Here is a 24,773-nt window from a genome sequence, read left to right as displayed (position 1 = left end):
GAACGACGAGCGTCTCAAGGAATACTTCTATAAGAACATGTCTTATGGCTCGCTGACCTCAAATCTTCCCGTGAGGATACTCGTTGGCCATAAGGGAGTGGGAAAAAGTGACCTTGCCCCCAAGTTTTATCCAGTCTTGAGTTCGCTCCAGCGGTTTTTGGTTGCTGTTGTTGGTTCGGTAGCGGCGGGTTGCGGTGCGGAGCCATTTCGGCTGCGCAGCACCGCATCACGTCGCGGGTTGAGTGTCTGAGCGAATTCGGCCGGTGTCAGCCAGCCAAGGCCTGAATGCGGGCGTTGATTGTTGTAATCGCTACGCCAGTTTGAAAGCGCGGACCGGGCGTGAGCAAGCGACGAGAACAGAGTTTCATTCAAGAACTCGTCTCGCAGCCGCCCGTTGAAGCTTTCGATAAAAGCGTTCTGGATAGGCTTGCCAGGCGCAATGTAATGCCAGTCAACTTTGGTCCGGTCCGCCCATTGCAGGATCGCGTTGCTGGTGAACTCGCTGCCGTTGTCGCTGACGATCATCCTCGGCTTGCCGCGCTCCTCGATAATCCGGTCAAGCTCCCGTGCGACGCGAAGACCGGAAAGCGATGTATCGGAGACGAGCGCCAGGCACTCCCTCGTGCAATCATCGACGACGGTCAGAATCCGCAACCTGCGCCCATCGGTGAACTGATCCGACACGAAGTCTAGCGACCAACGATCATTGGCCACCATCGGCACCAGCATCGGCGCTCGCGTGCCTATCGCTCGCTTGCGACCGCCGCGCTTGCGCACCGTCAGTTTCTCCTCCCGATAGAGCCGGAAGAGCCTCTTGTGGTTCACGAGGTGACCCTCCCGCCGGAGCAGCACATGAATGCGTCGATATCCGAAGCGGCGACGTTCATGCGCCAACGCCTTCATTCGCTCGCGAAGCTCATGATCATCGTCGCGCCTGGTCTCGTAACGGACCGTCATTCGGCAAAAACCAATGGCTTTACACGCCCGCCGTTCGCTCATCTCATGATGGCTCATCAGATGCGCGACAGCTTTCCGCTTGGCCGCGGGCGTCACCACTTCTTTCCCAGAAGGTCTTTCAAGGCAGCATTGTCGAGCATCGCATCCGCCAGAAGCCGCTTCAGCTTCGTGTTCTCGTCCTCAAGCGTCTTCAGCCGCTTGGCCTCGGACACCTCCATGCCGCCGAACTTGGCCTTCCATTTATAGATGCTGGCATCGCTGACGCCATGCTTGCGGCAAAGCTCCGAGACCGGCGTGCCTGCCTCGTGCTCCCTCAATATGCCGATGATCTGTTCGTCTGTGAAACGATTGCGCTTCATCCTCTGGTCCTCTCAAATGGGCCAGAGCTTACTTCAAAATGGATTATTTCAACGGGGCAAGGTCAAAAGCGCCCTCCTTAAAAGAGCCTTCTTGGAAGATCGGGAAATGGATGTTCCTTGCGTTTGGTTGCAACCAGATGCTCTCCTGAATGTCCAGTTGGACACGAGGCCTACGGACCAATTCGTCCAAAGAATCTCCGTTTGGAAAAAAGGCATGCTCCGGGAAATCTTGGGGGCCTTTTTTGACAAAGCCACTCTAGGGCAGGTGTCGGAACTAGATACGGCCAGTGCTGATTCTCTTGCTGAGATCATTGTCAAATGGCTCGATCAAAAAGGGGGAAAAGACGGCAAGCCCCGATTCCTCAATATCTACATCGACGACATCGACCGGGGGTGGAAGGCTAATCCAGAAGATATCACCAACATCTCTGCATTATTAAATGCGATTAGAGATTTGGGGGGGAAGTATCCTCGCATTCGCTTTCGCATAGGCCTAAGAAGCGACGTTTATTTCCTCGTCCGAACATCCGACGAGTCGACAGATAAGATCGAGAGCAATGTCATTTGGCTGCGCTGGATTAACGACGACATCCTCCGTGTGATGGCTAAGCGCATCGCTACGTTTTTCAGGTTGCAGTATTCCGAGGCTGCCATCGGCAACATGGATCAAGGCCAGATCACAACGGCTATTCTTAAAGAGGTAATCGAACCTCGATTCTCTGGAAAAGGAAAATGGGAGAATAGGCCGGTCCATAAAATTTTGCTTTCCCTAACCCGCGCTAGACCGCGCGACCTGGTGAAGCTATTTCGCCTCGCAGCCAAAAAAGCCAACCGACGCGGTAGTTCACTGATAACTTCTCCAGACCTTAATGGAGTGTTTGAGGAGTATTCTCAGGAACGGCTGCAAGATATTATAAACGAGTTTAAAAGCGAACTCCCTCAAATTGAGCGCCTGTTGCTGGCAATGAAGCCAAACAAGAATGAGCGGCGGACTGCTATGAATTACTCATTCACAACCGATCAGCTTTCGAAAAAAATAACCCGAATTATTCAGCAAAATAACTTTACCTTCACGAACGGTAAGTCGATTAGTTCGAGATCATTGATCCAATTCCTTTACAAAATCGACTTTATTACAGCGAAAAAGGAATCTGACGATGGAAACGTTGACAGAAAGTACTTCGAGCAGTCGCGTTTTCTAGGGCACGAGATTGTCGATTTTGGATATTCGTGGGAAATTCACCCAGCGTATCGCTGGGCGCTTCAACCTGAAAACGTCCACAACCTTTTGGACGCGCTTGATCTATGAAGGAGGTGTTGCCGCCTGCCTGGACATCACTTGGCGCAATCGGCAGGTCGCCAGTTTCGAAGCTCGCGATCCTGATGCCATTTATCGGCTACTTGATCTTGTTACAGGACAAAGTGATCGGCTTGCTCGCTCCGTTGGCAACTGCTGAAGCAGCTTTGGAGCCAAAGCTCAGCATTGGATTTTACCTGCTTTACTTTGGGTTGTTCATTTTCGGCGTAGCATCCTTCTTTTTCCACATAACGTGTCCCGAAGTCGTGAAACGTTTTCACTCGTCGGATGAGTATGTTGAGCGCATGCAATCGTTTGTCACCGCCTCGGATCTAAAAGCCAAGTTGATGGTGATTATTCAGCGCTCTGGGGTTGAATCAGATGTCGGCAAAGAAGCGTCGTTATACCATAGCTCTATAGTTGCTGGTGTGAGCACACAGCTTCAACCCGCAGTCAGAAATTTTACGTTGCGCGCGTATTTTGAGAAGCTAGACAATTCTTCGGGATGGATAAGGTCATCCGTTTTTCTGCTTTTTCTTGTTGGTATCGTCCTAACCATTATTCCGTCTTTTATAGCCTTGGCCAGGGTGCTTGGTGACTTCTTCAAGTACTACATCCTGTAGGCTATCCGAACTCATAAAGCTTAAATCAGTCCCTTGCGGGTGCGTAGAAACTTCTCACCGATGCAGCAAACTGCCAGGCTAAAGTGCTGTTTTCGCTAACTGCTTGGTGCAACAATTGCACCGTGTGTAGATCAGCCGCCCAAGGCCCGGACGCGCTCTGTCGAAATGCCTGCTTCGCGGAGGCCATCACGATAATTATGGCGGAAGCTATGAAAACTGGTGCGGTCCCGCTTCGCCCCGCCTTTTCAAGGAAACGGGCGAACCACTTCGAGAAAGCATCAGAGAGATATCCCGCTGATTTCGCGGCCTCCAGTCCGGGAATAGGCGGGCTTTACCGCTGCGGCGCATCTCTTCGACATGGGTAAGAAATCCAATGCGGACAACTTTCGGGATGGACCGGGACGAACCTTTCCCCGCGTCAGTCTTCACCCGCTTTTCCGTCTCTTCGCCGTCGTCGTCAGTCGTCCTGATCAGGATCACCGGCACGCCATCCACTACAGGGCCTGACCGCGCCTGCACTTGCCATGTGGCCCTCCGCATGGGCGCTCTCCTGGGCGATCGCCTTTCCCGTCCTGCTATTGGTTCTGCCAGTGGTCAAGCGGGTGACGGCTGTTATCGTCGAGATGTGAAGAGCGTGAGGCGCCGGCAGGCTGCGCAAGCCGCCCGCCGGAGTTCAGGTCGGGGGAGCGCCCTTTCCAAGACACTGCGGAAGCGTCGCGAGACCGGCGAGGTCATCGCTGGTGTCCTGGCGGACCATCCGGAGGCGTTCTGGCGAGCCCGTGCAGCTCCCCCTACCCTGCAGCACTTTTGCCATTCATTCGGCAAGCCATTTCCTTTGATATGTATCAAGGAATGTTTTTCGAGCGGGGGATAAGGTTTCAGGCAACTTGCCGAGGGAGCCCAAGAGCTTTCCTGCGGCAGGTTTTCCTGGGAGATCAAGCGGTCCGGAGATGAGGTGATGTCACTAAAGCTGATCAGTGGAATGATGAAGTCTTCCGGCGACGAAGCGTTGCTTGCGATGGATGCCGGCGGCGCAAATCAGATGGTCGTCATTGGCAGAGGAGCCCTCCTCGAGGTCGCAGAACCACGACGTTGCGATGAGAACCGGCTTCAGGAAAATATCGATCTGTTCAGCCGGATTGCGTCCGCCAAATATGATCGCGGCGACGTCGAACCGGATGGGCGCATCCGAATTGGCGCAGATGATCTCCTTGCATGGCGGCAACGTGCGCATGTCAAAAGCAAGCCGGAAAACGCTGGACGGATTTCGGAGTGAAAACTCTGCAGCTGGAGCGCCGCAACGGCAGCCTCGACAACACGTCCGTGAACGACGCCGGCGACCTGGCTTGAAAGGCTCATGCTTTGCGCCGGCTGGAAGGCAAGTGCCGGCCCGATGAGATTGGGCCAACAAGCCCATCGATCAACGCCGTCGCAATTCTCGCTGTCACATATGCGACACGAATCGAAAAGAAGGAGTGCTCGGTAAGAAGGCGAACGGCATCGGCAATGGTCGATTATGCGAAAGAGCGCTCACGCCAGAACCAAGCCGGCAATTCCGGCAAAAGTCGCGACACCGCCGGCGATCGCGAAACGAACCGCATAGGCGATGCTGCCCATACTTGCTGCAAGAACAGCTTTCGCCAGCAGATTGGCGAACGCCGCAACCGCTATGGCGCGAGCCGCCGCATCCGCCGGCACCTGGATGGATGACAGTTTAGCCACGGCAAGTGTTATCGCATCGAGATCGCCCAGTCCCGTGATGAACGCAAGGGCGACCAGCGACTGGGTTCCGAAGACGTTCAGGATCACGCGCGTCAGGACCGTCACGATGGCGAGAACAAGCGCGAAACGCAGCACGACCATCACCTCAAGTGGGTTTCGCGGCAAGAAATCAGTGCTGTCATCCGGGCGGCGCCACGATGCGGCGAGGCCGCCTGCCATGGCGAAGATCACAGCAGCGGGTGCGAGCGATGGAGCCAGCTCTCTGAAAACAGCCGGCGCAACGACGCCGCAAATCAAAAGCACCCGGGCGAGGGAAACGGCGCCCGCCAGCATCGCTCCCCCTGAAAGTAATGGTGAGAGGGCAGGCATCTGTGTCGACTGGCGGGCAAAGGAAAGCGTCAAGGCCGTCGACGAGACAATGCCGCCGCTTGCCCCGGTCAGCAGGATGCCGGCGCGGGCGCCGCTGAGTCTGATCAGGATATAGCCGGCAAAGGAAACAGTTCCCACCAGGATCGTCAGCATCCAAAGCTCGAAGGGGTTGATCGCCTGCCAGGGGTCAACTGGCTGATTGGGAAGGATCGGGAGGATGACGACCGTCATCGTCAGGAGGATCAGGGCGGCCCTGAGCTCGAGCCAAGTCAATTGACGAAGAAATCCATGCAACGGTTCCCGCGCGGCGAGGAGGGCTGTTATTGCAACAGCGCTTGCCGCCGCTGCCGTCATATCCGCAACGACTGCGCCGAAGCCCAGCGCGAAGACCGTTATTGCCGCAATGGTACCGGTTGCGCTGTAGTCTTTGTCATGTGTTGCCTGCATGCGGCTGAAAACGAGAATTGTGACGCAAAAGGAAGCAAAGATGGCCGTCGGCAGAATTGGCCCTGTCACGGGCTGCAGGAAACCGCAGAAGCCGCCCAGGAAACTGGACAGGCCATAGGTGCGGATCCCCGCCACCCTTTTGCCCGGCGCGGCCTCACGATCCTGCCAGCCGCGCTCGATGCCGACCAGAATACCAATCGCAAGCGCGAGACTGAGGCGCCGGAAGGCTTCTTCGGTCGTTACCAATGACGTGATCATCTGATGGGCCCAGACGTTGCCGGCCCATCCAATCGTGAAGGCACCTGCGCCGTATATGTCATTTCGTCATCCGCAAGCCGTCGTTCAGTGGCGTTCAGATAGGTTTGCTCCGCGAAGTGCCCATACACCGAGAACAACGAGGAGAATGCCGCAGATGAAAGCATTCCAAACGAGGAGCGGCTCTTGAACGTACTGGAGAATCCATGGCGAGGCGACAAGCCAGACACCGATCAGAAGATTAACCCATTCTTCCCAAAAACGGTAGGATGCCAGAGCGGCCAAGCCTAGGATAGCGATGGCGGTTCCGCAGACAAGGAAATTCCAGGCGGCCGACCCCATAGGCATGGAGTCCGGACTAAATCTTCCGAATGCCCAAGGGGAACTGATGAGCCATATTCCCACGATAAAGGCGATGTGGTCTTGCCAACGGCGACGGTTCATTGCTGATCTCCTTGCTCTCCAAGAGCCATTCACAGTCATGCAGCTCAGGTCGTGGCGTTGGATCGACATTCCTTGCAGCTGAGGAAATTCCCTGGCTGCCGCTTTGGGTACCGGCGATATCAGAGCCGGCCCAGCGCGTCGTCCGTGGACGTCTCCCCGAACTGGTCGAGCGCCTCTTGGAGATAATCCGGCAGGAGGGGCAGGCCGAGAAGATAAGCCGCCGTGCGCGTATTGTGCGCATCGGCAGCCAAGCTGCGCAGTTCATCCCAATCATCGACATTCCCATCGCCTCGGCCGAGCCATGCCAACGCGACCAGGTCGATCTGTTCGTCTTCGTTGAGAGCCCAGATTGCGCTCCTGAGTTCCGCCTCGACGGGATCGTCGTCATGGTCCTCCAGCACTTCGATCATCCCGTCGTCACTCGGATTCGAGCCCGGATCGGGTTCAGTGACAACATCCTTGACGTCGAACTGCTTGCCCTTGAGGATGAGAAAGCGGACGGTCTCCGGCGAAATGCTCGGCCTCCATGCCTCGTTCACAGCGTCATTCATGAAGTGGCCTCCGCGCGCGCTATTCTATTTCAACTATACCACGATGTGACATGGAATGCCGATGCATTGAGAAGGATCAATCTGGGCCGTCGTCACGTAACGAAAACGGCAAACGAGAATGGGCAGGACGTATCCTTGACGCGCGTCCATGCCGATTGACGCGTTTTCAAAAGGGTGCCGGTTTGCGAAATGAGGAGAAGCTGATGCAAGCGATGATTTTGGAAAGGATCGGGACCCCCTTGCGTCTGGTAGAGCGCGCTGATCCCGTGCCTGGAACGTGCCAGTTGATGTTGAGGATCGAAGCTTGCGCCGTCTGCAGGACGGATCTTCACGTCTGTGACGGCGATCTTCCGAACCCGAAGCTTCCACTCGTTCCCGGCCATGAGATCGTCGGCATCGTCGAGGCTGTTGGGGAAGGTGTCGCGTCATCGCGCATAGGGCAAAGGGTTGGTGTGCCCTGGCTCGGCCACACATGCGGCTGCTGCTCGTTCTGCCGCACCGGAGAGGAAAATCTCTGCGACGAGCCGCAATTTACCGGCTATACGCGCGACGGAGGTTTTGCCACCCATGTCGTTGCCGACGCAGATTATGCATTTGCACTTGACGGCGAGACCGATCCGGTCGCTCTTGCGCCGCTGCTATGCGCGGGTCTCATTGGCTGGCGTTCGCTGAAGAAGGCTGGTGACGGTGCCCGGATCGGACTTTACGGATTCGGTGCAGCCGCCCATATCCTCGCGCAAATATGCCGCTGGCAGGGCCGTCAGGTCTATGCTTTCTCACGCACCGGCGATGAGGCAGCGCAACGTTTCGCGCTCAGCCTTGGCGCTTCGTGGGCGGGAAGCTCGGATGAACCTTCGCCCGTCATGCTCGACGCGGCAATCATCTTCGCTCCGGTCGGCGAACTCGTGCCGGCAGCGCTGAAGGCGGTGCGCAAGGGCGGCAGGGTCGTCTGCGGAGGGATCCACATGAGTGAGCTTCCGGCTATGCCCTATGCGCTGATTTGGGGGGAGAGAAGCGTTGTTTCGGTCGCAAATCTCACGCGCAAGGATGCGGAGGAATTCTTCCCCATCGCCCGCCAGGCAGGCATCAGAACTCATACGATTGTCTATCCGCTTGCCGAAGCCAATACGGCGCTTGACGACTTGCGTGCCGGCCGATTGAGCGGAGCGGCCGTCTTGAAGCCTTGAGCCACGGGCCTATTGCTGGGCTGCAACTGCGGATGTTGTTTCGAGTTCCCGAACGGTTGCAATCAGTCGTGCAGCAAGCGCCGGCATTCGCGCGGCGAAGAAGCCATCCAGCTTGAGTTTCCCCTGCAGTCGCAAATGAGGGACGTTCCGTCCGTCTGCAGAACGACGACGCCAGTTGCTTCGATGATCGCCTGGCCGGTAGCGCAGTCGCAGACCATCTTTCTTCAAAGTCGCAGGGCTGCAGCGCGGCCAGGAGCGCTTCGGTCCGGGGATCGAGATGAGAGCGGTTGACGAGCGCGATCGGATGATCGCCGTGGAGCGGAAGGGCTGGGCAGGCTGCGGCGCTGACCGCCGGCTGTTTGCTCGAATGCAAGTCCGGCGCCGTAGGAGAAGAAAAGCCGGTCACGGGCGGGTGCATAGATTAGTCCCGCGCTCGCATGGCCATCCTTGACCAGGGCGATATTGACAGCAAACTCGTCTCGGCCTTTTATGAATTCCTTCGTGCCGTCGAGCGGATCGATTACGAGAACGGAATCTGAGTCCTTGCGGGCCTCGAAGACACGGCTATCTTCTTCGCTGACGACAGGCATTGCCGGAAAGAGCGCCAGGCATGCTGCGCGCAGGATGTCATTGCTGGCAAGATCGGCGGAGGTGACGGGTGAACCGTCCTGTTTGGCTCTTACCGCAACGTCGTTGTCCTGCAGCGCGAGCGCGGCATCGCCGGCTTTCCGGATCACCGGGATCAGCGCTTCGACAAGCTGCCTTCTCGAAGACAGGTTCATTTTCACCCCCGCGACCCCAGGCCTCGCTTTCATTCTGAGATGTGGCGGCGGTCCGATCATTGATGCGGGTCAATGCATTGTCGCCGAGGCAGGGCGAAGCTTTCGATAGTGCGGCATGTCAGCTGAAAGTTTGCAGATGATCACGGAAGACCAGTCGGCAACCATTTCCTTTCTCAACGACGCATTGCCCCAGGATGGGCAGCCGGTCGAAGTGATCGAGACGCATATTTCGCGCATTTTTCTTGCCGGGGACCGCGCCTACAAGATGAAGCGCGCCGTGAAACTGCCCTATGCCGATTTCTCCTCGGCGGAGAAAAGGCTGGCGACATGCCGGAAAGAGGTGGAATTGAACACGCCCACAGCGCCGGGCATCTATCTCGGTGTCAGGAAGATCACACTGGAAAAGGACGGTGGCCTTGCGCTTGATGGTCAAGGGACCCTGCATGATGCTCTGGTGGAAATGCGGCGTTTCGATCAGTCGCTGCTACTCGATCATATCGCCACCTCCGGCGGATTGACGTCGTCGATGATGACATCCCTTGCAAGGGCGATCGTCGGCTTTCATCGTCTCGCGCCGGTCATGAGTGCCAACGGCGGGGCGGCCAGCATGGCTGCGGTGCTGAAGGTCAATAAGGCCGGCTTTGCGACCAGTCATGTCTTTTCCGCCAAGGAGATCGAGGAACTGACCGGGGCCTTCGAGAGGCATCTTGCGCGGCACGCCCAGCTCCTGGACCGACGGGGGCTGGCCGGCAAGGTCCGGCGTTGCCATGGCGACTTGCATCTCCGCAATATATTCTTGCTTGATGGCGAACCATGCCTGTTCGATTGCATCGAGTTCAACGATCAGATTGCCACCACCGACATTCTCTACGACCTCGCCTTCCTGCTGATGGATCTCTGGCATCGTGGGCATCCCGAGTTTGCGAACCTCGTGATGAACCGTTATCTCGACGAGACGGACGAGGACGACGGCTTTGCAGCACTGCCGTTCTTCATTGCCGTACGCGCTGCCGTGCGGGCGCATGTGATCGCCACTCAGACGGAGGATGCCGGTGATCGTGCGGCGATGTTGACCGATGAGGCGCGCTCCTATTTCCAGCTCGCCCGGTCTCTGCTGCATCAGGTGCCGGGACAACTCGTCGCGCTCGGCGGTCTCAGCGGATCGGGAAAGACGACGCTTGCAGAAGTGCTGGCGCCGCGGATCGGCCTCGCGCCGGGAGCACGCATCATCGAAAGCGACCGCATCCGCAAGGCAATGCACGGCGTTCCGGCAGAAACGAGGCTTCCGAAGGCCGCGTACCGGCCCGAAGTCTCGGCAAAGGTCTATCAGGAGATGGCCTGGCGCGCCCGTCTCATCCTTGCGGAAGGCAGTTCGGCGGTGGCCGATGCGGTCTTCGACAAGCCGGTCCACCGGCGGATGATCGAGGAAGCGGCGGAAGAAGGCCACCATCCCTTTTCGGCCTTCTGGCTCGAAGCCGATCCGGCACTGCTGTGGCAGCGCGTTGCGGCACGGGTTGGCAGCCCCTCCGACGCGACGGTCGATATCCTGGCGCACCAGTTCGCGCACGAGACGGGCGACGTCGCATGGCCGCGCCTCGACGCCACGCAGCCCGCCGAAGGGCTCGCCGAGGAGATCATGCTGCGCATTAAGGAAAAAGTCCTCGAGCCCGTCCCCTGACTATATCCATCCGCGGCCGGCGCCGACGCCTCGAACGGTTCAGTTTCAGCTTCCGACGATCGACACAGCGAAGGACGTACCAGGCGCCATCGCTGGCATCTTGAAGGACGTCGCGTACGGAGAGGTATCGCGCCGTCCGAGGCACAGAGTATCGTTGCAATTATCGAGGCTCAGCGCAAGGCAGCCGAGACGACGGATTCGCTGGAGCGTATGGAGGCCTTGGAAGTTAACTCGTCACGAAGTGACGGAACCGGCCCCTGGGACACAAAAGGTGATTGGATCAATGAGCCGCAAGTCAATAGATGGGCAGCAAAAGGCGCCGAATAAACGACTTGTAAACTTTGGCGATAAAGGATGTGGCATCGATCGGCGGGGGCCAATGCGCGACATTCATATCCGGACGGCGATGCTTGATAAGCTTCGCCACGAACACCGGGCAGAAACAGATGTTCGAATCGTCCAGGAAATGGGCGTTTGGGCTGGAACTGCCCGAGTCGATATCGCTGTGCTAAACGGCGAGTTGGTTGGTTATGAGCTGAAAAGTGACAGCGACACCTTAACGCGCCTGCCTACGCAAGCCGGGATCTATAACCGGGTTTTCGACAGGATGACTCTTGTTGTCGGAAGTCGCCATTTTGATAAAGCTATCGAGCTTGTCCCATCTTGGTGGGGGCTCATTAAAGCGATAGAACACCGCGACGGTATCAAACTGCAGAAGGCAAGACCTAGTCGCCGAAACCAGACGCAAGAACCCTACCTAATTGCCGAACTGTTGCGGAAGGATGAGGCGCTTCTTCTCATGGAGCGCCTTGAGATTGCACGGGGATGGCGCTCGAAACGAGTCAAAGCTATCCACGAGCATCTGGCCCATCACCTGCCACTTCGCCGGCTGCGTGACAGCGTCCGGGAGATTTTGAAAGCTCGCGTCGATTGGTTAGGGCAAAATGGCATGCATGAGCTCGATGTGCCGATTGACGCCGAGCTGAACCCAGTGCTCCAGGGTCTTCGTTCCGACAGTGCCGGCCGCGATTTGGTCAATGGTGTTGTCGCTCCAAGCGTTGGCAAGTCGGTTTCTGGAAGCATGCACCACAATTCCTGAGGCGTGGCCGCGAAGCTGGACATCCATGTCGACTGCATTCGGACCCGTCGTTCGGACTCCGCGCAGAACCAGGAATGAATTCGGGAGCGTGTACTTGACGTTTATCGGATATCCCCACGCGATATTGGCAGGTGTCACTCCAGGTGTGACCGACGTGAAATCCCCAAAATCGAGCTGGTACGGCAGCGGGAGCGAGGTCAACCTACTCCAGAGCTGCGCCTCAACGCGAGGGATCAAATGCTGCCCAGCCGTGAAACCTGTGAAGTTCTGAGGCAGCGATGTTCCTGCCATGGTCACAGATCTCCATGCCCCGAAAGAATTGATTCCTTGGAACATGGCATCAAGCAGCGCGCCCAACGCCGCGGCCATCGCAACGTTCTCGCCAAAATCGATGATGAGGTCGGTGCGCGACGTCGGAAATGGCCACTGTTGGAGCCATGTGCTCACCGAGAAGGCCTCCTGCATATCAACCCGCAAGCAGACACCTTGGCTGTCTACACCGTCCACGGCTTGAATTGCCGCAATATACTGCGGACTCACGCCAAGGTTAGCAACCGGCACCAACGCCAATCCCGAGGCTCTTGCACTCGCAGCGATGGAAATCAACGGATGGGGCTGCCCAGGTGCGGATAGAAGCGAAGAAGCATCGAGAAAAATTGCGCCTGATCCCAAGCTCTGTAAGACTTCCTGAACAAGTGCCGCTGGAGCCGGAATAGCAGCTTGTGATTGGGTCGCGGGCTTTACTTTGAATTGTTCGCTTCCAAGTAAGAAAAGCGGCGCAACGCGTGATTTTGCTGCTGCGGACAAGTTCTGAAGCCCCACCCGCTCGCCCCGCTTCCACCGTAGAATTGGTATATATCGAATCATTGCTTTGCTCCTCTTTCACGCACTAGACGATCAGAGTCGCAATCAAGAGTCGAGTCGGGATTTGCGTTTGTACAACCGGCGTTCGTTTATAACCAGGCAATGCCGTCGAGAGTCCCCTGTGCTTCCCCGGCCAATGCTACGCGGTTGAAGCATCGGACTGGGGCAATCAAGTTGCTGAATAAGTTGGGGAGTTTGGTGGAGCTAAGCGGGATCGAACCGCTGACCTCTTGCATGCCATGCAAGCGCTCTCCCAGCTGAGCTATAGCCCCATCAAGGTGGTCCGGTTCATGGCCGGTCCTGGGATACTCGTAAGGCACGTGCCCTGCGGAGTGGCGGCTTATTACTTCCGGTTTCCGGAGATAGCAAGCCTAAAAAAATGCGGCCCGGAGAATTTTTTCCTCGCCGGGCCGAAATGCGGTCTCAGACTTCGTCTTCGTCGCCGGTCACGCCGATGATATCGCTCATGTCGTCATCATCGTCATCTTCGTCGGGTGTGAGGAAGGTATCGTCGTCGTCATCGCCTTCGATTTCGACATCGTCGTCGCCGATATCTGGAATGTCATCGCCGCCGGCGGCGTCATCGGCATCTTCCAGCGAAACCAGTTCGACTTCGGTGTTTTCAGTATCGACTTCCGCGACCTCGTCTTCCTCGGCAACTTCGGCGATCGCCGAGGTTTCTTCGAAGAAGGACAAAGGGTAGGACTTGCCGGTATAAGGAGAGACGATCGGATCCCGGTTCAGATCATAAAACTTCTTGCCGGTTTCCGGATCGGTACGCTTGGTTCCAAGTTCCGCTTTCGCCACTATAAGCCTCGTGTGAATAGCCGAATATGAGATTCGGCAGATGCCGTTCAAGCCGGCGTTCCATCGGAATTTATAAGCCGGTCCCCTTAATCGCTGTGGCTTCCCATGTCAAAGCCAAACTTTGCGATCCGAGCGCCGGGTTTTTGGCAAGCCGACGGATGACCGCCCGGCGCGTTTATGTTAACGAGCCGCAACAGCTGCAGAAGCGGACGGGAATTGCGACCGGCCAAGCCTGCCTTGCGGCAAAAATAGACTGCGTTTGCAAAGGATTACGCCATGCTGCACGGCTCTGCGCCCAGGCCCGCCACCGCCCGCAAATCCGCCAGTCTTACAGGCAGCGTCCGCATTCCGGGCGACAAGTCGATCTCGCATCGTTCCTTCATGTTCGGCGGGCTTGCTTCCGGCGAAACGCGGATCACCGGCCTGCTCGAGGGTGAAGACGTGATCAATACCGGCCGGGCAATGCAGGCGATGGGCGCCAGGATCCGCAAGGAGGGTGCGCAATGGGTGATCGAGGGCACCGGCAATGGTGCGCTGCTTGCGCCTGACGCGCCGCTCGATTTTGGCAATGCCGGCACCGGCGTGCGGCTGACCATGGGTCTCGTCGGCACATACGACTTTCACTCCACGTTCACAGGCGACGCCTCGCTTTCGAAACGGCCGATGGGCCGTGTGCTCGCTCCGCTGCGCGAAATGGGCGTGCAGGTCAGCGCATCCGAAGGCGACAGGCTGCCGGTGACGCTCAGAGGCCCGGGAACGCCGAGCCCGATCCGCTATCGGGTGCCGATGGCATCCGCCCAGGTGAAATCGGCCGTGCTGCTTGCCGGTCTCAATACGCCGGGTGTCACCACGGTCATCGAGCCGGTGATGACGCGCAACCATACCGAAAAGATGCTGCAGGGTTTTGGCGCCGCCCTTTCCGTCGAGACGGACGGGGATGGCGTGCGCACGATCCGGCTCGAAGGCCGCGGCAAGCTGGCGGGCCACGTGATCGACATTCCGGGCGATCCCTCCTCCACCGCCTTCCCGCTGGTTGCGGCGCTGATTGTTCCCGGCTCCGACATCACCATCGTCAACGTGCTGATGAACCCGACCCGCACGGGGCTGATCCTGACGCTGCAGGAGATGGGCGCTGATATCGAGGTGGTGAATGCACGTCTTGCCGGCGGCGAGGACGTGGCGGATCTGCGCGTGCGCCATTCCGAGCTCAAGGGCGTCACCGTTCCCGAAGATCGGGCGCCGTCGATGATCGACGAATATCCTATTCTGGCCATCGCTGCCTGTTTCGCCGAGGGCGCGACGGTCATGAAGGGGCTGGAGGAACTGCGCGTCAAGGAGTCCGACCGTCTTTCCGCCGTCGCCGACGGGCTGAAGCTGAATGGCGTCGACTGCGACGAGGGCGAGGATTTTCTCATCGTGCGCGGCCGGCCAGGCGGCAAGGGCCTCGGCAACGCCGCTGGCGGCCAAGTCCGGACGCATCTCGACCATCGCATCGCCATGAGTTTCCTTGTCCTGGGGCTTGCCTCGGAGCATGCTGTGACGATCGACGACGCGGCGATGATCGCGACCAGTTTTCCGGAATTCATGCAGCTGATGACCGGCCTTGGAGCGAAGATCGAGCTGGTGGCGGAATGATGTGCCAGCTGCCGCATGTCCGCAAAGACGAACTCATTCGCCGTTTCGGCGTGCTGCCGCAGGATTGATCATATGACAAACGAGACCTTCACCATCGCCATCGATGGCCCGGCGGCCGCCGGCAAGGGCACGCTTTCACGCCGCATCGCCGACCAATACGGCTTCCATCATCTGGATACCGGCCTGACCTATCGCGCCACGGCCAAGGCGCTGCTCGATGCCGGCCTGCCGCTCGATGACGAGGCGGTGGCGGAAAAGATCGCAAGAGAGGTTGAACTCGCTGGATTGGATCGCGATATACTTTCCAAACATGAGATCGGCGAAGCCGCATCGAGGATTGCCGTGATGCCGGCGGTGCGCCGGGCGCTGGTCGAGGCGCAGCAGCGGTTTTCGACGAAAGTGCCGGGAACGGTGCTCGATGGGCGCGATATCGGCACGGTCGTCTGCCCGAATGCGGCGGTGAAATTCTATGTAACGGCGTCGCCGGAAGTCCGCGCAAGACGCCGTTATGACGAGATCCTCGGCAAAGGCCTGACGGCGGATTTCGATGCGATCTTCGAGGACGTCAAGCGGCGCGACGAACGCGACATGGGACGGGCCGACAGCCCTTTGAAACCAGCTGATGATGCGCACTTGCTTGATACGTCGGAAATGAGTATAGAGGCCGCGTTTCAAGCTGCTCAATCGATCATCGATGCGGTCTTGAGCCGAAATGCCTAAATTCAAGCGATTTTGCGTGCTCTGAGCATGGATCGCTTCTAATACAGCAAGCCTGAAATTCCGTCCAAGCGCCGGATTGCCTTCGTCAGAGAGGGCGGACTGGGTTCAGGCCCGTTCAACGCAAACCAACCGGCGCATACGTGTCCGCTTCCGTTTCAGGACACGCAGGAGATTTTATGTCAGTAGCTACCCCCTCCCGCGAGGATTTCGCGGCTCTTCTCGAAGAGTCCTTTGCCAAGAACGACCTGGCCGAAGGCTATGTCACCAAGGGCATCGTCACGGGCATCGAGAAGGACGTCGCCGTTGTCGACGTCGGCCTGAAGGTTGAAGGCCGCATCGCGCTCAAGGAATTCGGCGCGCGCGCCAAGGACGGCCTGTTGAAGGTCGGTGACGAAGTCGAAGTTTATGTCGAGCGTATCGAAAACGCGCTTGGCGAAGCCGTTCTGTCGCGCGAGAAGGCTCGCCGCGAAGAAAGCTGGGTCAAGCTCGAAGCCAAGTTCGAAGCTGGCGAGCGCGTCGAAGGCGTGATCTTCAACCAGGTCAAGGGCGGCTTCACGGTCGACCTCGACGGTGCGATCGCCTTCCTGCCGCGTTCTCAGGTCGATATTCGTCCGATCCGCGACGTGACCCCGCTGATGCACAACCCGCAGCCCTTCGAAATCCTCAAGATGGACAAGCGCCGCGGCAACATCGTGGTTTCGCGCCGTACGGTTCTGGAAGAATCCCGTGCCGAGCAGCGTTCTGAAATCGTTCAGAACCTCGAAGAAGGCCAGGTTGTTGACGGCGTCGTCAAGAACATCACCGATTACGGTGCGTTCGTTGACCTCGGCGGCATCGACGGCCTGCTGCACGTCACCGACATGGCATGGCGCCGTGTGAACCATCCGTCGGAAATCCTGAACATCGGCCAGCAGGTCAAGGTTCAGATCATCCGCATCAACCAGGAAACCCACCGTATCTCGCTCGGCATGAAGCAGCTCGAGAGCGATCCGTGGGATGGCATCCAGGCCAAGTATCCGGAAGGCAAGAAGATTTCCGGTACCGTCACGAACATCACCGATTACGGTGCATTCGTCGAGCTGGAGCCGGGCATCGAAGGCCTGATCCACATCTCGGAAATGTCCTGGACCAAGAAGAACGTTCACCCCGGCAAGATCCTGTCCACGAGCCAGGAAGTCGAAGTCGTCGTTCTCGAAGTCGATCCGTCCAAGCGCCGTATTTCGCTCGGCCTCAAGCAGACGCTGGAAAATCCGTGGGCAGCATTCGCCCGCAGCCATCCGGCCGGCACTGAAGTCGAAGGCGAAGTCAAGAACAAGACCGAATTCGGCCTGTTCATCGGCCTCGACGGCGATGTCGACGGCATGGTGCACCTCTCCGACCTCGACTGGAACCGTCCAGGCGAACAGGTCATCGAGGAGTTCAACAAGGGTGACGTCGTCAAGGCCGTCGTTCTCGACGTTGATGTCGAGAAGGAACGCATCTCGCTCGGCATCAAGCAGCTCGGCAAGGATGCAGTCGGCGACGCCGCTGCTTCTGGCGACCTGCGCAAGAATGCAGTCGTTTCCTGCGAAGTCATCGCGGTCAACGACGGTGGCGTCGAAGTGAAGCTCGTCAACCACGAAGACATCACTTCCTTCATCCGCCGTGCCGACCTCGCCCGCGACCGCGACGAGCAGCGCCCTGAGCGCTTCTCGGTCGGCCAGGTGTTCGACGCCCGCGTTACCAACTTCTCCAAGAAGGACCGCAAGATCATGCTGTCCATCAAGGCTCTGGAGATTGCGGAAGAGAAGGAAGCCGTTGCCCAGTTCGGTTCGTCCGACAGCGGCGCTTCGCTCGGCGACATTCTGGGCGCAGCCCTGAAGAACCGCGGCGGCGAATAAGCTTCGCATCCGCCTTTGAATTGAAGAACCCGCCGGAGCGATCCGGCGGGTTCTTCATTTTCAGGCGATGGAAAAGTGCTAGAGCGGTTTAGCTTTCAACGGAGCGCCGAACCGCTCTATCTTTTTTACGCAATCCCTGGCAAAACCGCTTGGCGCTTTGTCTGGGAAAACCGCTTCACACTTTTCCTGGAATTGCTCTATTCCCAGCCGACCATGCGCTGATAGAGCGCATAGACCGGATCGGCGGCCGCGCCTGGCTGATAGGCCGACGGTTCGGTATCGATCATCCTTGGCGTCCTCCGCTCGGGTGCGGCGGCGGTTTCTTCGGCGTCGGGCTCGGCATCCTCGCCGCCTGACTGCGCCTGCTGCTGATCCTCGGACGCGTCGTCGCGGTGGTGCTGATGCTGGTGGTGCATTTCGCCTGCCTTCTCGTTCGACGGCGTATCCTTGGCGAACTGGTAAGGCAGCTGGGTATAGGCAAGTCCCTCGGGCATCCTTGCCGCCAACGGCACATAGGAAGCCTCGGCCGTCTTGGGAACCGGCATCATCTGCGGTTGCGCGGAGATTTCTTTCGGCTGACGGACGGCCACGGTCTCGATATCCATCTGCGGCGGACGGAGCGCTGCGGACTGGCGAGGATCGGATGCTGTGAATTCGGCTGGCTGCCTGGTCAAGGTTTCGGTCGCATCGCTGATGACGGCGTCGTCGAGGATCGTGTCGATCTCCACTGCCGCCTCGACGGGAACATCCTCCAGCACGGTTTCGATGTCTTGCTCGCGGATGATGGTGGCGATCATCTCGGAGACTTCTTCGGTCATGGAGGCGACAATTCCTGCCCAGTTCCTGGGAATGACAGGATCAACCTTTTCCGACATCGCGCGGGGTTGAATGGCAGCCGGCTCCGGCGTTGCCGGCGTATCGTCGGCCGCTGCGGCTTCCGTCGACGAGGGTTGCCGGGTTTCGATCTCCTGCGGCGCAGATTTTTCCGGGGCGATCTCCCTTGCCGTCGCCGGGTTGGATTGAGCCCGGTTCTCAGCCTTCGGCGCTTCCGGATCGGCAGCTTCCACGGCTTCGGCGATGACCGCTTCTTCGACGGTCGCCAAAGCTGCGGCCTCGATCAGCGAATCGGCCGGCGCGGGCACCGTGTCTGCCGGCTGACGCATGGCGGCAGGTGGCCTGTCCTCATGCAGCCGGATCTCGGGGCGAGCTTCGGCGCGCATCGGCGATGCGTCGTTCTGGCCATAGGAGCGGACGACGGCGCGGGCGGCGAGATCGCGATCCTTATAGCGGACAATCTCCAGATAGGCGACGACGCGGGCGGCTTCAGGGCCTGTCGGGTTCTTCAGGGCCTCGGCGATCGTCCGGAGCGGCACGCTATGCCCATTCTCGGTGAGCTGGCGCTCGACCTCGTCGATCCTGGCGGTTGGCAGCCGCCGGATGGCATCGGCGAGCCGAGAGGCGAAGGCAAGATTGCTCTCGTCCTCGCCACGATCCAGCGAGATCGAGCGGCCTGCCGCATCGATGACATCGAAAAGGGCTTCGACCATGCGCTCGCGCGCCGCAAGGAGCAGAATATTGAGCTTGCCGGCAATGGCGGAATTGAGGTCTGCGGCTTCGACGGCGTTGACAGGCGCGGGGGCAATCACCGAGTGGCCGAGACCACTGGCGACGATCGCCGCTGTCTGACCCTGGGACGAAAAGCTTGCATTGGACGCTGCACGAACGGGAGTCAACATGGCATGCTCCTTTCGTAAAGTGACGATGAAAGCAGGCTCTAGAAAAGGACCGCGCTCATCCGGTCCCCTTGCATCCCAGCAGATCCTCCTGTCCGCATGACGCAGTTCCGGCGTCATCGAATGCATAAAAATTAACAGGAATATTAATAAACAGGCGTTAATGAATCGCTAACGGCCGCGGACAAGTCTGCCGCCCGGTTATTGGCAAATGCAGAATGAAAGCAATTCGCTCAGCTATGGGCGAAGATATCGGCCTCTTCCCAGCCGAGCAGGTCGAGCTTGGCGCGGGTCGGCAGGAATTCGAAGCAGGCCGTCGCATGATCATAGCGGCCGTCGCGGATCAGCCGTTCCGTCAGCTTGTCGCGCAACGCATGCAGATAAAGCACATCGGAGGCGGCATATTCGAGCTGGGCCGGGGACAGAGTCTCGGCTGCCCAATCGGAGGATTGCTGGGCCTTGGAGACATCGACGTCGAGCATCTCCTTGAGATTGTCCTTGAGACCATGGCGATCCGTGTAGGTCCGGATCAGGCGCGAGGCGATCTTGGTGCAGAAAACCGGTGTCGTCGTGACGCCGAAGGTATGGAAGAGCACGGCAATATCGAAGCGGCCGTAATGAAAGATCTTCTGATGGGTCGGGTCTTCGAGCAGTGCGACAAGATTGGGCGCCTGCTTCTGGCCGGCGGCGATGCGGATGATATCGGCGGTGCCGTTACCCGGCGAAAGCTGGACGACGCAGAGCCGGTCGCGGCGCGGCACCAGGCCGAGCGTTTCGGTGTCGATCGCAATCGCGCCGGTGTAGCGGGCGGCATCGGCCGCGGAAATATCGCCTTCGTGATAACGTATGGTCGCTGCCATGAGACTGTCTTTCGTTCGATGCATCCCCTACAGCGCCGCGCGTCTTTTCGAGAGCCGCAAAGGACGCTGTAGCACTTTGAATGGCTGCATAATTTTATCCTTGAGTCGATCCCGATTTAAGGAATTATGCAGCGCTATAGCGCAAAGGCGCAGAGTGCGAAACCGCTTTCCTGCCGCTAGAGCGCCGTGCGTCCTCTTGGACGCACATAGGACGCTCTCCCTCTTTTATTTCCGCATTGTGCAGCCATTCAGAATGTCGGCGGCGTGTTGATCCAGAGAAGCACGGTTTCGCCATCGTGGCGGTTGCGCCAGGAATGGTCGCGGCGGCTTTCGAAATAAAGTGAATCGCCGGGACCGAGGTCGAAGAACTGATCGCTGTCGAGCACCAGTTCGAGCCGGCCGGACAGAACATGCATGAATTCCTCGCCCTCGTGGCGATAGGCGCCTTCGCTAGCAGCCCCCGGCGCCAGCACGAAACGATGACAGTCCATCATGCGGCGGCCTTCGGCAAGGAGCTGCACCGCGACACCCGGCGTTGTTTCCGGCCACTTGCGCCATTCGCCGGCGCGCACCAGCGCCGGCACGTCCCCGCTTTCCTCACCGGAGAGGCGGGAGACGGTGGTGCCGTAATATTCGGCGAGATCGTGCAGCGTCTTGAAACTGACGCCCTGCGAGGTGCGTTCCAGCGTCGAGAGCGTCGAAGAGCTGACGCCGATGTCACCGGCCACCTGATCGAGCGTCTTGCCGCTCGCATGGCGCAGGCTGCGCAGCTTGCGGCCGAGGCCACCATCCTGGCTTGCCTCGGCGCCATCGGCGGAAGGCTCCTCGCTCTCCAGCGCCTCGCGGATTGCCGCGGGATTGAGGCCACGCTCGACACGATACCAGGAGATGCGCTTCAACCGCGCCACATCGTCGGCGCTGTATTGCCGATGACCGGTTTGCGAACGGCCGGGAACCACCAGACCCTGGCTTTCCCAGAGGCGCAGCGTCGAGGCCGAAACGCCCGCCAGCCGCGCGGCTTCCGCCACCTTGTAGCGTACAGGCCCGTTATCGTTCATTCGAAACTATCCCCGATTCCAATCGCCCCAGAGCCTTCATCAAAAAGTGTGATGTTTGACGCAAAAAATGCCGCTTGATTTCTTGCAGGAAAAATGTAGGAACTTTCTACACATCTTGCAGAACTTATGCAAGATAGTTCTGAAGCCCTTTTCAGCGCAGGAGCCATCGATGACCGCGACAAGCCTTACCGACCGGAAGAACGCCGCTATTTCACGCGGCGTCGGCATGACGACTCAGATCTATGCCGATCGCGCAGAGAATGCGGAGATCTGGGACAAGGAAGGCCGACGTTACATCGATTTCGCCGCCGGCATCGCCGTTCTCAATACCGGCCACCGCCATCCCCGGGTCATCGCAGCGGTCAAGGATCAGCTCGACCGCTTCACCCATACCTGCCATCAGGTTGTGCCCTATGAAAGCTACGTGCACCTTGCCGAACGACTGAACGCGCTGCTGCCTGGCGATTTCGAGAAGAAGACGATCTTCGTCACGACGGGCGCCGAAGCGGTTGAGAACGCCGTCAAGATCGCGCGCGCCGCGACCGGCCGCTCGGCCGTCATCGCCTTTGGCGGCGGCTTCCATGGCCGCACCTTCATGGGCATGGCGCTGACCGGCAAGGTCGTGCCCTACAAGGTCGGCTTCGGCGCGATGCCGGGCGACGTATTCCACGTTCCCTTCCCGATCGAGCTGCACGGCGTCACCGCCGATCAGTCGCTGGCGGCGCTGAAGAAGCTCTTTGCCGCCGATGTCGATCCGCAGCGCGTCGCCGCCATCATCATCGAGCCGGTGCAGGGCGAAGGCGGCTTCTATGCGGCCCCCGCCGCCTTCATGAAGGCGCTGCGCGAGCTCTGCGACCAGCACGGCATCCTGCTGATCGCCGACGAGGTGCAGACCGGTTTTGCCCGCACCGGCAGGATGTTCGCAATGGATCACCACGAGGTGGCGCCCGACCTGACGACGATGGCAAAGAGCCTGGCCGGCGGCTTTCCGCTTGCCGCCGTCACCGGCCGCGCCGAAATCATGGATGCGCCGGGACCGGGCGGGCTCGGCGGCACCTATGGCGGCAATCCGCTCGGGATCGCCGCTGCCCATGCCGTGCTCGACGTCATTGTGGACGAGGATCTCTGCAACCGCGCCAACCAGCTTGGCGGACGGCTGAAGCAGCGGCTGGAATCATTGCGCGAGACGGTGCCGGAGATCGTCGATATCCGCGGACCGGGCTTCATGAACGCCGTCGAATTCAACGACCGGACGACGGGACTGCCGAGCGCGGAATTCGCCAACCGGGTGCGGCTGATCGCGCTCGACAAGGGCTTGATCCTGCTCACCTGCGGCGTCCACGGAAACGTCATCCGCTTTCTTGCACCGATCACCATCCAGGACGAGATCCTCGGCGAAGCGCTCGATATTCTCGAAGCCTCGATGCTGGAGGCGAGCGCGGCCAAGTGACCGCACCGAAACCGGATTTCAATGGCTGCCGGCAACTGGCAGCCACACTCCCAAAGAGGATATGACATGGCTTTCACCACCGCACTGACCAAGCACGTTCCCTTCTCCTCGCCGTTTCTGCGCGATGCCGGCTATATCGACGGCGTCTGGACATCAGGCGATGCCACGAGGACTTTCGACGTGCTGAACCCGGCAACCGGCGAGTTGCTCGCCTCGCTGCCCGATATGGGTGCGGCAGAGACGCGGGCGGCGATCGATGCAGCCCATGCCGCCCAGCCGGGCTGGGCTGCCCGTCCGGCCAAGGAGCGTAGCGCGATCCTGCGCAAATGGTTCGACCTGATGGTCGTCAATGCCGACGAACTCGCCGCGATCCTGACCGCCGAAATGGGCAAGCCGTTCCCGGAAGCGCGCGGCGAGATCCTTTATGCCGCGGCCTATATCGAATGGTATGCGGAAGAAGCCAAGCGCATCTATGGCGAGACGATCCCCGCGCCTTCCGACGATAAACGGATGATCGTCATCAGACAGCCGGTCGGCGTCGTCGGCACGATCACGCCGTGGAATTTCCCGGCGGCGATGATCACCCGCAAGATCGCCCCGGCGCTTGCCGTCGGCTGCACCGTGGTCTCGAAGCCAGCCGAACAGACGCCGCTGACGGCGATCGCGCTTGCGGTGCTCGCCGAGCAGGCCGGCATTCCGGCCGGCGTCTTCAACGTCATCGTCGGGGTCGACGGTCCGGCGATCGGCCGCGAGCTCTGCGGCAACGAAAAGGTGCGCAAGATCAGCTTCACCGGCTCGACGGAGGTCGGCCGCATCCTGATGCGGCAGTGCGCCGACCAGATCAAGAAGGTGAGCCTGGAGCTCGGCGGCAACGCCCCCTTCATCGTCTTCGACGATGCCAATCTCGACGATGCCGTCGAGGGCGCGATCGCCTCCAAATACCGCAATGCCGGCCAGACCTGCGTCTGCGCCAACCGCCTCTACGTTCAGTCGAACATCTATGACGCCTTCGCCGCCAAGCTTGCCGCCAAGGTCGCCGAGATGTCGGTCGGCGACGGCTTCAAGCCGGGTGTCGTGATCGGGCCGCTGATCGACGAGCAAGGCCTTGCCAAGGTGGAGGACCATGTCAGCGACGCGCTTGCCAAGGGCGCCAAGGTATTGACCGGCGGCAAGCGCATCGACGGCGCCGGCACCTTCTTCACGCCGACAGTGCTGACAGGCGTTGCGCGCGGCATGAAGGTGGCGCGCGAGGAGACCTTCGGGCCGGTGGCGCCGCTCTTTCGCTTCGAGACCGTCGAGGATGTCATCGCCCAAGCCAATGATACGGAATTCGGTCTTGCCGCCTATTTCTACGCCGGCGACCTGAAGAAGGTCTGGCGGGTGGCGGAAGCGCTGGAATACGGCATGATCGGCATCAATACCGGCCTGATGTCGTCCGAGACGGCACCCTTCGGCGGCATCAAGCAATCCGGCCTCGGCCGCGAAGGCTCGCGCCACGGCGCCGACGACTATCTGGAAATGAAATATCTCTGCATCGGCGGCGTCTGATTGATCATCCTAACGAGACGGGCACGCGGCATTGCGCCGCGTGCCGTCAATAATGCGGCGGGCGGGTAATGCCAGGCGCTTCCAATGACTGCTCTTCCAGCGACAGGAAGCGTTCGGTCAGCCGGTCGAGCTTGGTGCGCATCTGCTCGACGGTCTTCCATTGCTCGGCGAGCTGATCGGAAAGCTCTTCGATCGTCTTTGCCTGGTGGGCCAGCATTTCTTCCAGCCGGGTGATGTGGTTCGTCTCGTCGGACATTAGAGCCTTTCCGGGTTAGATTGCAGCATTCTGCCGGAGCAGGTTTTCGTCAGGGCAAAGGCGATTGGCGAAGGGCATACCCCAAGGTACGTCCGAGCCGATCGCCTTCGCCCTGGCGGAAAGATGCCCGGCCCTTCGGGTTGGCTGAAACGGGCCGCCTGCTCGACCGGCCGGCTTGGCCGTAGAGCTGGG

At 59.4% G+C, this 24,773-nt stretch carries 21 protein-coding genes, 1 tRNA gene and 2 pseudogenes; 12 read left to right on the top strand and 12 right to left on the bottom strand.

Translation table 11 applies throughout. The features are described 5' to 3' along the window. Positions 1-126: 126 nt before the first annotated feature. Positions 127-1,316, bottom strand: a protein-coding gene (locus tag C3Y91_RS02550; protein ID WP_168574943.1) for an IS3-like element ISRle4 family transposase whose coding sequence is annotated in 2 segments (ribosomal slippage) — positions 127-1,067 and positions 1,067-1,316 — 1,191 coding nt in all. Because the reading frame shifts where the segments join, the coding sequence is not laid out codon by codon here. Here C3Y91_RS02550 and C3Y91_RS02545 point away from each other — a divergent pair. The 4 genes and pseudogenes from C3Y91_RS02545 to C3Y91_RS02530 all read left to right on the top strand — a co-directional run bounded on the left by C3Y91_RS02545 (position 1,204) and on the right by C3Y91_RS02530 (position 4,512). Further along, positions 1,204-2,625: a P-loop ATPase, Sll1717 family gene (locus C3Y91_RS02545; protein WP_425523602.1), complete on the top strand. Its 1,422-nt coding sequence runs from the start codon at positions 1,204-1,206 to the stop codon at positions 2,623-2,625. The genes C3Y91_RS02550 and C3Y91_RS02545 overlap by 113 nt on opposite strands. Further along, a complete protein-coding gene (locus tag C3Y91_RS02540; RefSeq protein WP_168574942.1) occupies positions 2,622-3,236 on the top strand; it encodes a hypothetical protein in 615 nt (204 codons plus the stop codon). The genes C3Y91_RS02545 and C3Y91_RS02540 overlap by 4 nt, the downstream gene beginning before the upstream one ends. A 497-nt stretch (positions 3,237-3,733) precedes the next feature. Next, positions 3,734-3,865, top strand: a pseudogene (locus C3Y91_RS02535) (DUF2798 domain-containing protein); the annotation flags it as partial. A gap of 329 nt (positions 3,866-4,194) precedes the next feature. Continuing rightward, positions 4,195-4,512: a hypothetical protein gene (locus tag C3Y91_RS02530; RefSeq protein ID WP_168574941.1), complete on the top strand. Its 318-nt coding sequence runs from the start codon at positions 4,195-4,197 to the stop codon at positions 4,510-4,512. 254 nt (positions 4,513-4,766) lie between these two features. Here the strand turns inward: C3Y91_RS02530 and C3Y91_RS02525 are convergent, their stop codons facing one another. The 3 genes from C3Y91_RS02525 to C3Y91_RS02515 all read right to left on the bottom strand — a co-directional run bounded on the left by C3Y91_RS02525 (position 4,767) and on the right by C3Y91_RS02515 (position 7,024). Further along, the gene (locus tag C3Y91_RS02525) at positions 4,767-6,032 is read right to left on the bottom strand and encodes an MgtC/SapB family protein (RefSeq protein WP_168574940.1); all 1,266 of its coding nucleotides are present in this window, start codon (positions 6,030-6,032) and stop codon (positions 4,767-4,769) included. A gap of 84 nt (positions 6,033-6,116) precedes the next feature. Further along, a complete protein-coding gene (locus C3Y91_RS02520; protein WP_164578092.1) occupies positions 6,117-6,473 on the bottom strand; it encodes an SPW repeat protein in 357 nt (118 codons plus the stop codon). 119 nt (positions 6,474-6,592) lie between these two features. After that, on the bottom strand, positions 6,593-7,024 hold the full coding sequence (locus tag C3Y91_RS02515) for a DUF3775 domain-containing protein (RefSeq protein WP_168574939.1): 432 nt from the start codon (positions 7,022-7,024) through the stop codon (positions 6,593-6,595). Between the two features lie 203 nt (positions 7,025-7,227). Between C3Y91_RS02515 and C3Y91_RS02510 the strand changes: the two genes are divergently transcribed. Then, positions 7,228-8,211 carry a zinc-dependent alcohol dehydrogenase family protein gene (locus tag C3Y91_RS02510; RefSeq protein WP_168574938.1) on the top strand — a complete coding sequence of 328 codons (984 nt, stop codon included), beginning with the start codon at positions 7,228-7,230 and terminating at the stop codon, positions 8,209-8,211. 224 nt (positions 8,212-8,435) lie between these two features. Here the strand turns inward: C3Y91_RS02510 and C3Y91_RS02505 are convergent, their stop codons facing one another. Continuing rightward, positions 8,436-8,993 carry a 3'(2'),5'-bisphosphate nucleotidase CysQ family protein gene (locus C3Y91_RS02505; RefSeq protein ID WP_245489259.1) on the bottom strand — a complete coding sequence of 186 codons (558 nt, stop codon included), beginning with the start codon at positions 8,991-8,993 and terminating at the stop codon, positions 8,436-8,438. Between the two features lie 115 nt (positions 8,994-9,108). Here C3Y91_RS02505 and C3Y91_RS02500 point away from each other — a divergent pair, with 115 nt between their 5' ends. Both C3Y91_RS02500 and C3Y91_RS37710 read left to right on the top strand, forming a co-directional pair. Beyond that, positions 9,109-10,671: a bifunctional aminoglycoside phosphotransferase/ATP-binding protein gene (locus C3Y91_RS02500; protein WP_168574937.1), complete on the top strand. Its 1,563-nt coding sequence runs from the start codon at positions 9,109-9,111 to the stop codon at positions 10,669-10,671. A gap of 283 nt (positions 10,672-10,954) precedes the next feature. Further along, positions 10,955-11,584 (top strand): annotated as a pseudogene (locus C3Y91_RS37710) (sce7726 family protein); the annotation flags it as partial. A 21-nt stretch (positions 11,585-11,605) separates the two neighbouring features. Here C3Y91_RS37710 and C3Y91_RS02495 read toward each other — a convergent pair. From C3Y91_RS02495 to C3Y91_RS02485, 3 genes are all read right to left on the bottom strand, one after another. Continuing rightward, the gene (locus C3Y91_RS02495; protein ID WP_246780166.1) at positions 11,606-12,577 is read right to left on the bottom strand and encodes a beta family protein; all 972 of its coding nucleotides are present in this window, start codon (positions 12,575-12,577) and stop codon (positions 11,606-11,608) included. A 253-nt stretch (positions 12,578-12,830) separates the two neighbouring features. Next, positions 12,831-12,906, bottom strand: a tRNA-Ala gene (locus tag C3Y91_RS02490). A 151-nt stretch (positions 12,907-13,057) separates the two neighbouring features. Next, positions 13,058-13,441, bottom strand: a complete 384-nt coding sequence (locus C3Y91_RS02485; RefSeq protein ID WP_017966434.1) for a TIGR02300 family protein — start codon at positions 13,439-13,441, stop codon at positions 13,058-13,060. Positions 13,442-13,717: 276 nt separating this feature from the next. Here C3Y91_RS02485 and aroA point away from each other — a divergent pair, with 276 nt between their 5' ends. The 3 genes from aroA (at position 13,718) to rpsA (ending at position 17,676) form a co-directional block, all read left to right on the top strand. After that, positions 13,718-15,076, top strand: a complete 1,359-nt coding sequence (gene aroA, locus C3Y91_RS02480) for a 3-phosphoshikimate 1-carboxyvinyltransferase (protein WP_168574935.1) — start codon at positions 13,718-13,720, stop codon at positions 15,074-15,076. A 72-nt stretch (positions 15,077-15,148) separates the two neighbouring features. Next, on the top strand, positions 15,149-15,796 hold the full coding sequence (cmk, locus tag C3Y91_RS02475) for a (d)CMP kinase (RefSeq protein WP_168251673.1): 648 nt from the start codon (positions 15,149-15,151) through the stop codon (positions 15,794-15,796). Positions 15,797-15,972: 176 nt separating this feature from the next. Beyond that, positions 15,973-17,676 carry a 30S ribosomal protein S1 gene (gene rpsA / locus C3Y91_RS02470; RefSeq protein ID WP_003544285.1) on the top strand — a complete coding sequence of 568 codons (1,704 nt, stop codon included), beginning with the start codon at positions 15,973-15,975 and terminating at the stop codon, positions 17,674-17,676. A 197-nt stretch (positions 17,677-17,873) separates the two neighbouring features. On the opposite strand, the gene C3Y91_RS02465 is transcribed toward rpsA, so the two are convergent. From C3Y91_RS02465 to C3Y91_RS02455, 3 genes are all read right to left on the bottom strand, one after another. Next, the gene (locus C3Y91_RS02465) at positions 17,874-19,412 is read right to left on the bottom strand and encodes a hypothetical protein (protein WP_168574934.1); all 1,539 of its coding nucleotides are present in this window, start codon (positions 19,410-19,412) and stop codon (positions 17,874-17,876) included. Positions 19,413-19,642: 230 nt separating this feature from the next. Further along, on the bottom strand, positions 19,643-20,269 hold the full coding sequence (locus C3Y91_RS02460; protein WP_024323108.1) for a ribonuclease D: 627 nt from the start codon (positions 20,267-20,269) through the stop codon (positions 19,643-19,645). 248 nt (positions 20,270-20,517) lie between these two features. Then, a complete protein-coding gene (locus C3Y91_RS02455; protein WP_018068682.1) occupies positions 20,518-21,327 on the bottom strand; it encodes a MerR family transcriptional regulator in 810 nt (269 codons plus the stop codon). Between the two features lie 169 nt (positions 21,328-21,496). Here C3Y91_RS02455 and C3Y91_RS02450 point away from each other — a divergent pair, with 169 nt between their 5' ends. Together C3Y91_RS02450 and C3Y91_RS02445 are read left to right on the top strand one after the other, a co-directional pair. Then, positions 21,497-22,777 carry a 4-aminobutyrate--2-oxoglutarate transaminase gene (locus tag C3Y91_RS02450; protein ID WP_168574933.1) on the top strand — a complete coding sequence of 427 codons (1,281 nt, stop codon included), beginning with the start codon at positions 21,497-21,499 and terminating at the stop codon, positions 22,775-22,777. Between the two features lie 66 nt (positions 22,778-22,843). Next, the gene (locus C3Y91_RS02445) at positions 22,844-24,325 is read left to right on the top strand and encodes an NAD-dependent succinate-semialdehyde dehydrogenase (RefSeq protein WP_130772015.1); all 1,482 of its coding nucleotides are present in this window, start codon (positions 22,844-22,846) and stop codon (positions 24,323-24,325) included. A gap of 46 nt (positions 24,326-24,371) precedes the next feature. On the opposite strand, the gene C3Y91_RS02440 is transcribed toward C3Y91_RS02445, so the two are convergent. After that, the gene (locus tag C3Y91_RS02440; protein WP_064250150.1) at positions 24,372-24,581 is read right to left on the bottom strand and encodes a SlyX family protein; all 210 of its coding nucleotides are present in this window, start codon (positions 24,579-24,581) and stop codon (positions 24,372-24,374) included. Positions 24,582-24,773: the final 192 nt, after the last annotated feature.

It is taken from the genome of Rhizobium ruizarguesonis (assembly GCF_012349115.1).
GTDB classification, from domain to species: Bacteria; Pseudomonadota; Alphaproteobacteria; order Rhizobiales; family Rhizobiaceae; genus Rhizobium; species Rhizobium ruizarguesonis.
This window is presented reverse-complemented; position numbering and strand designations above follow the sequence as displayed.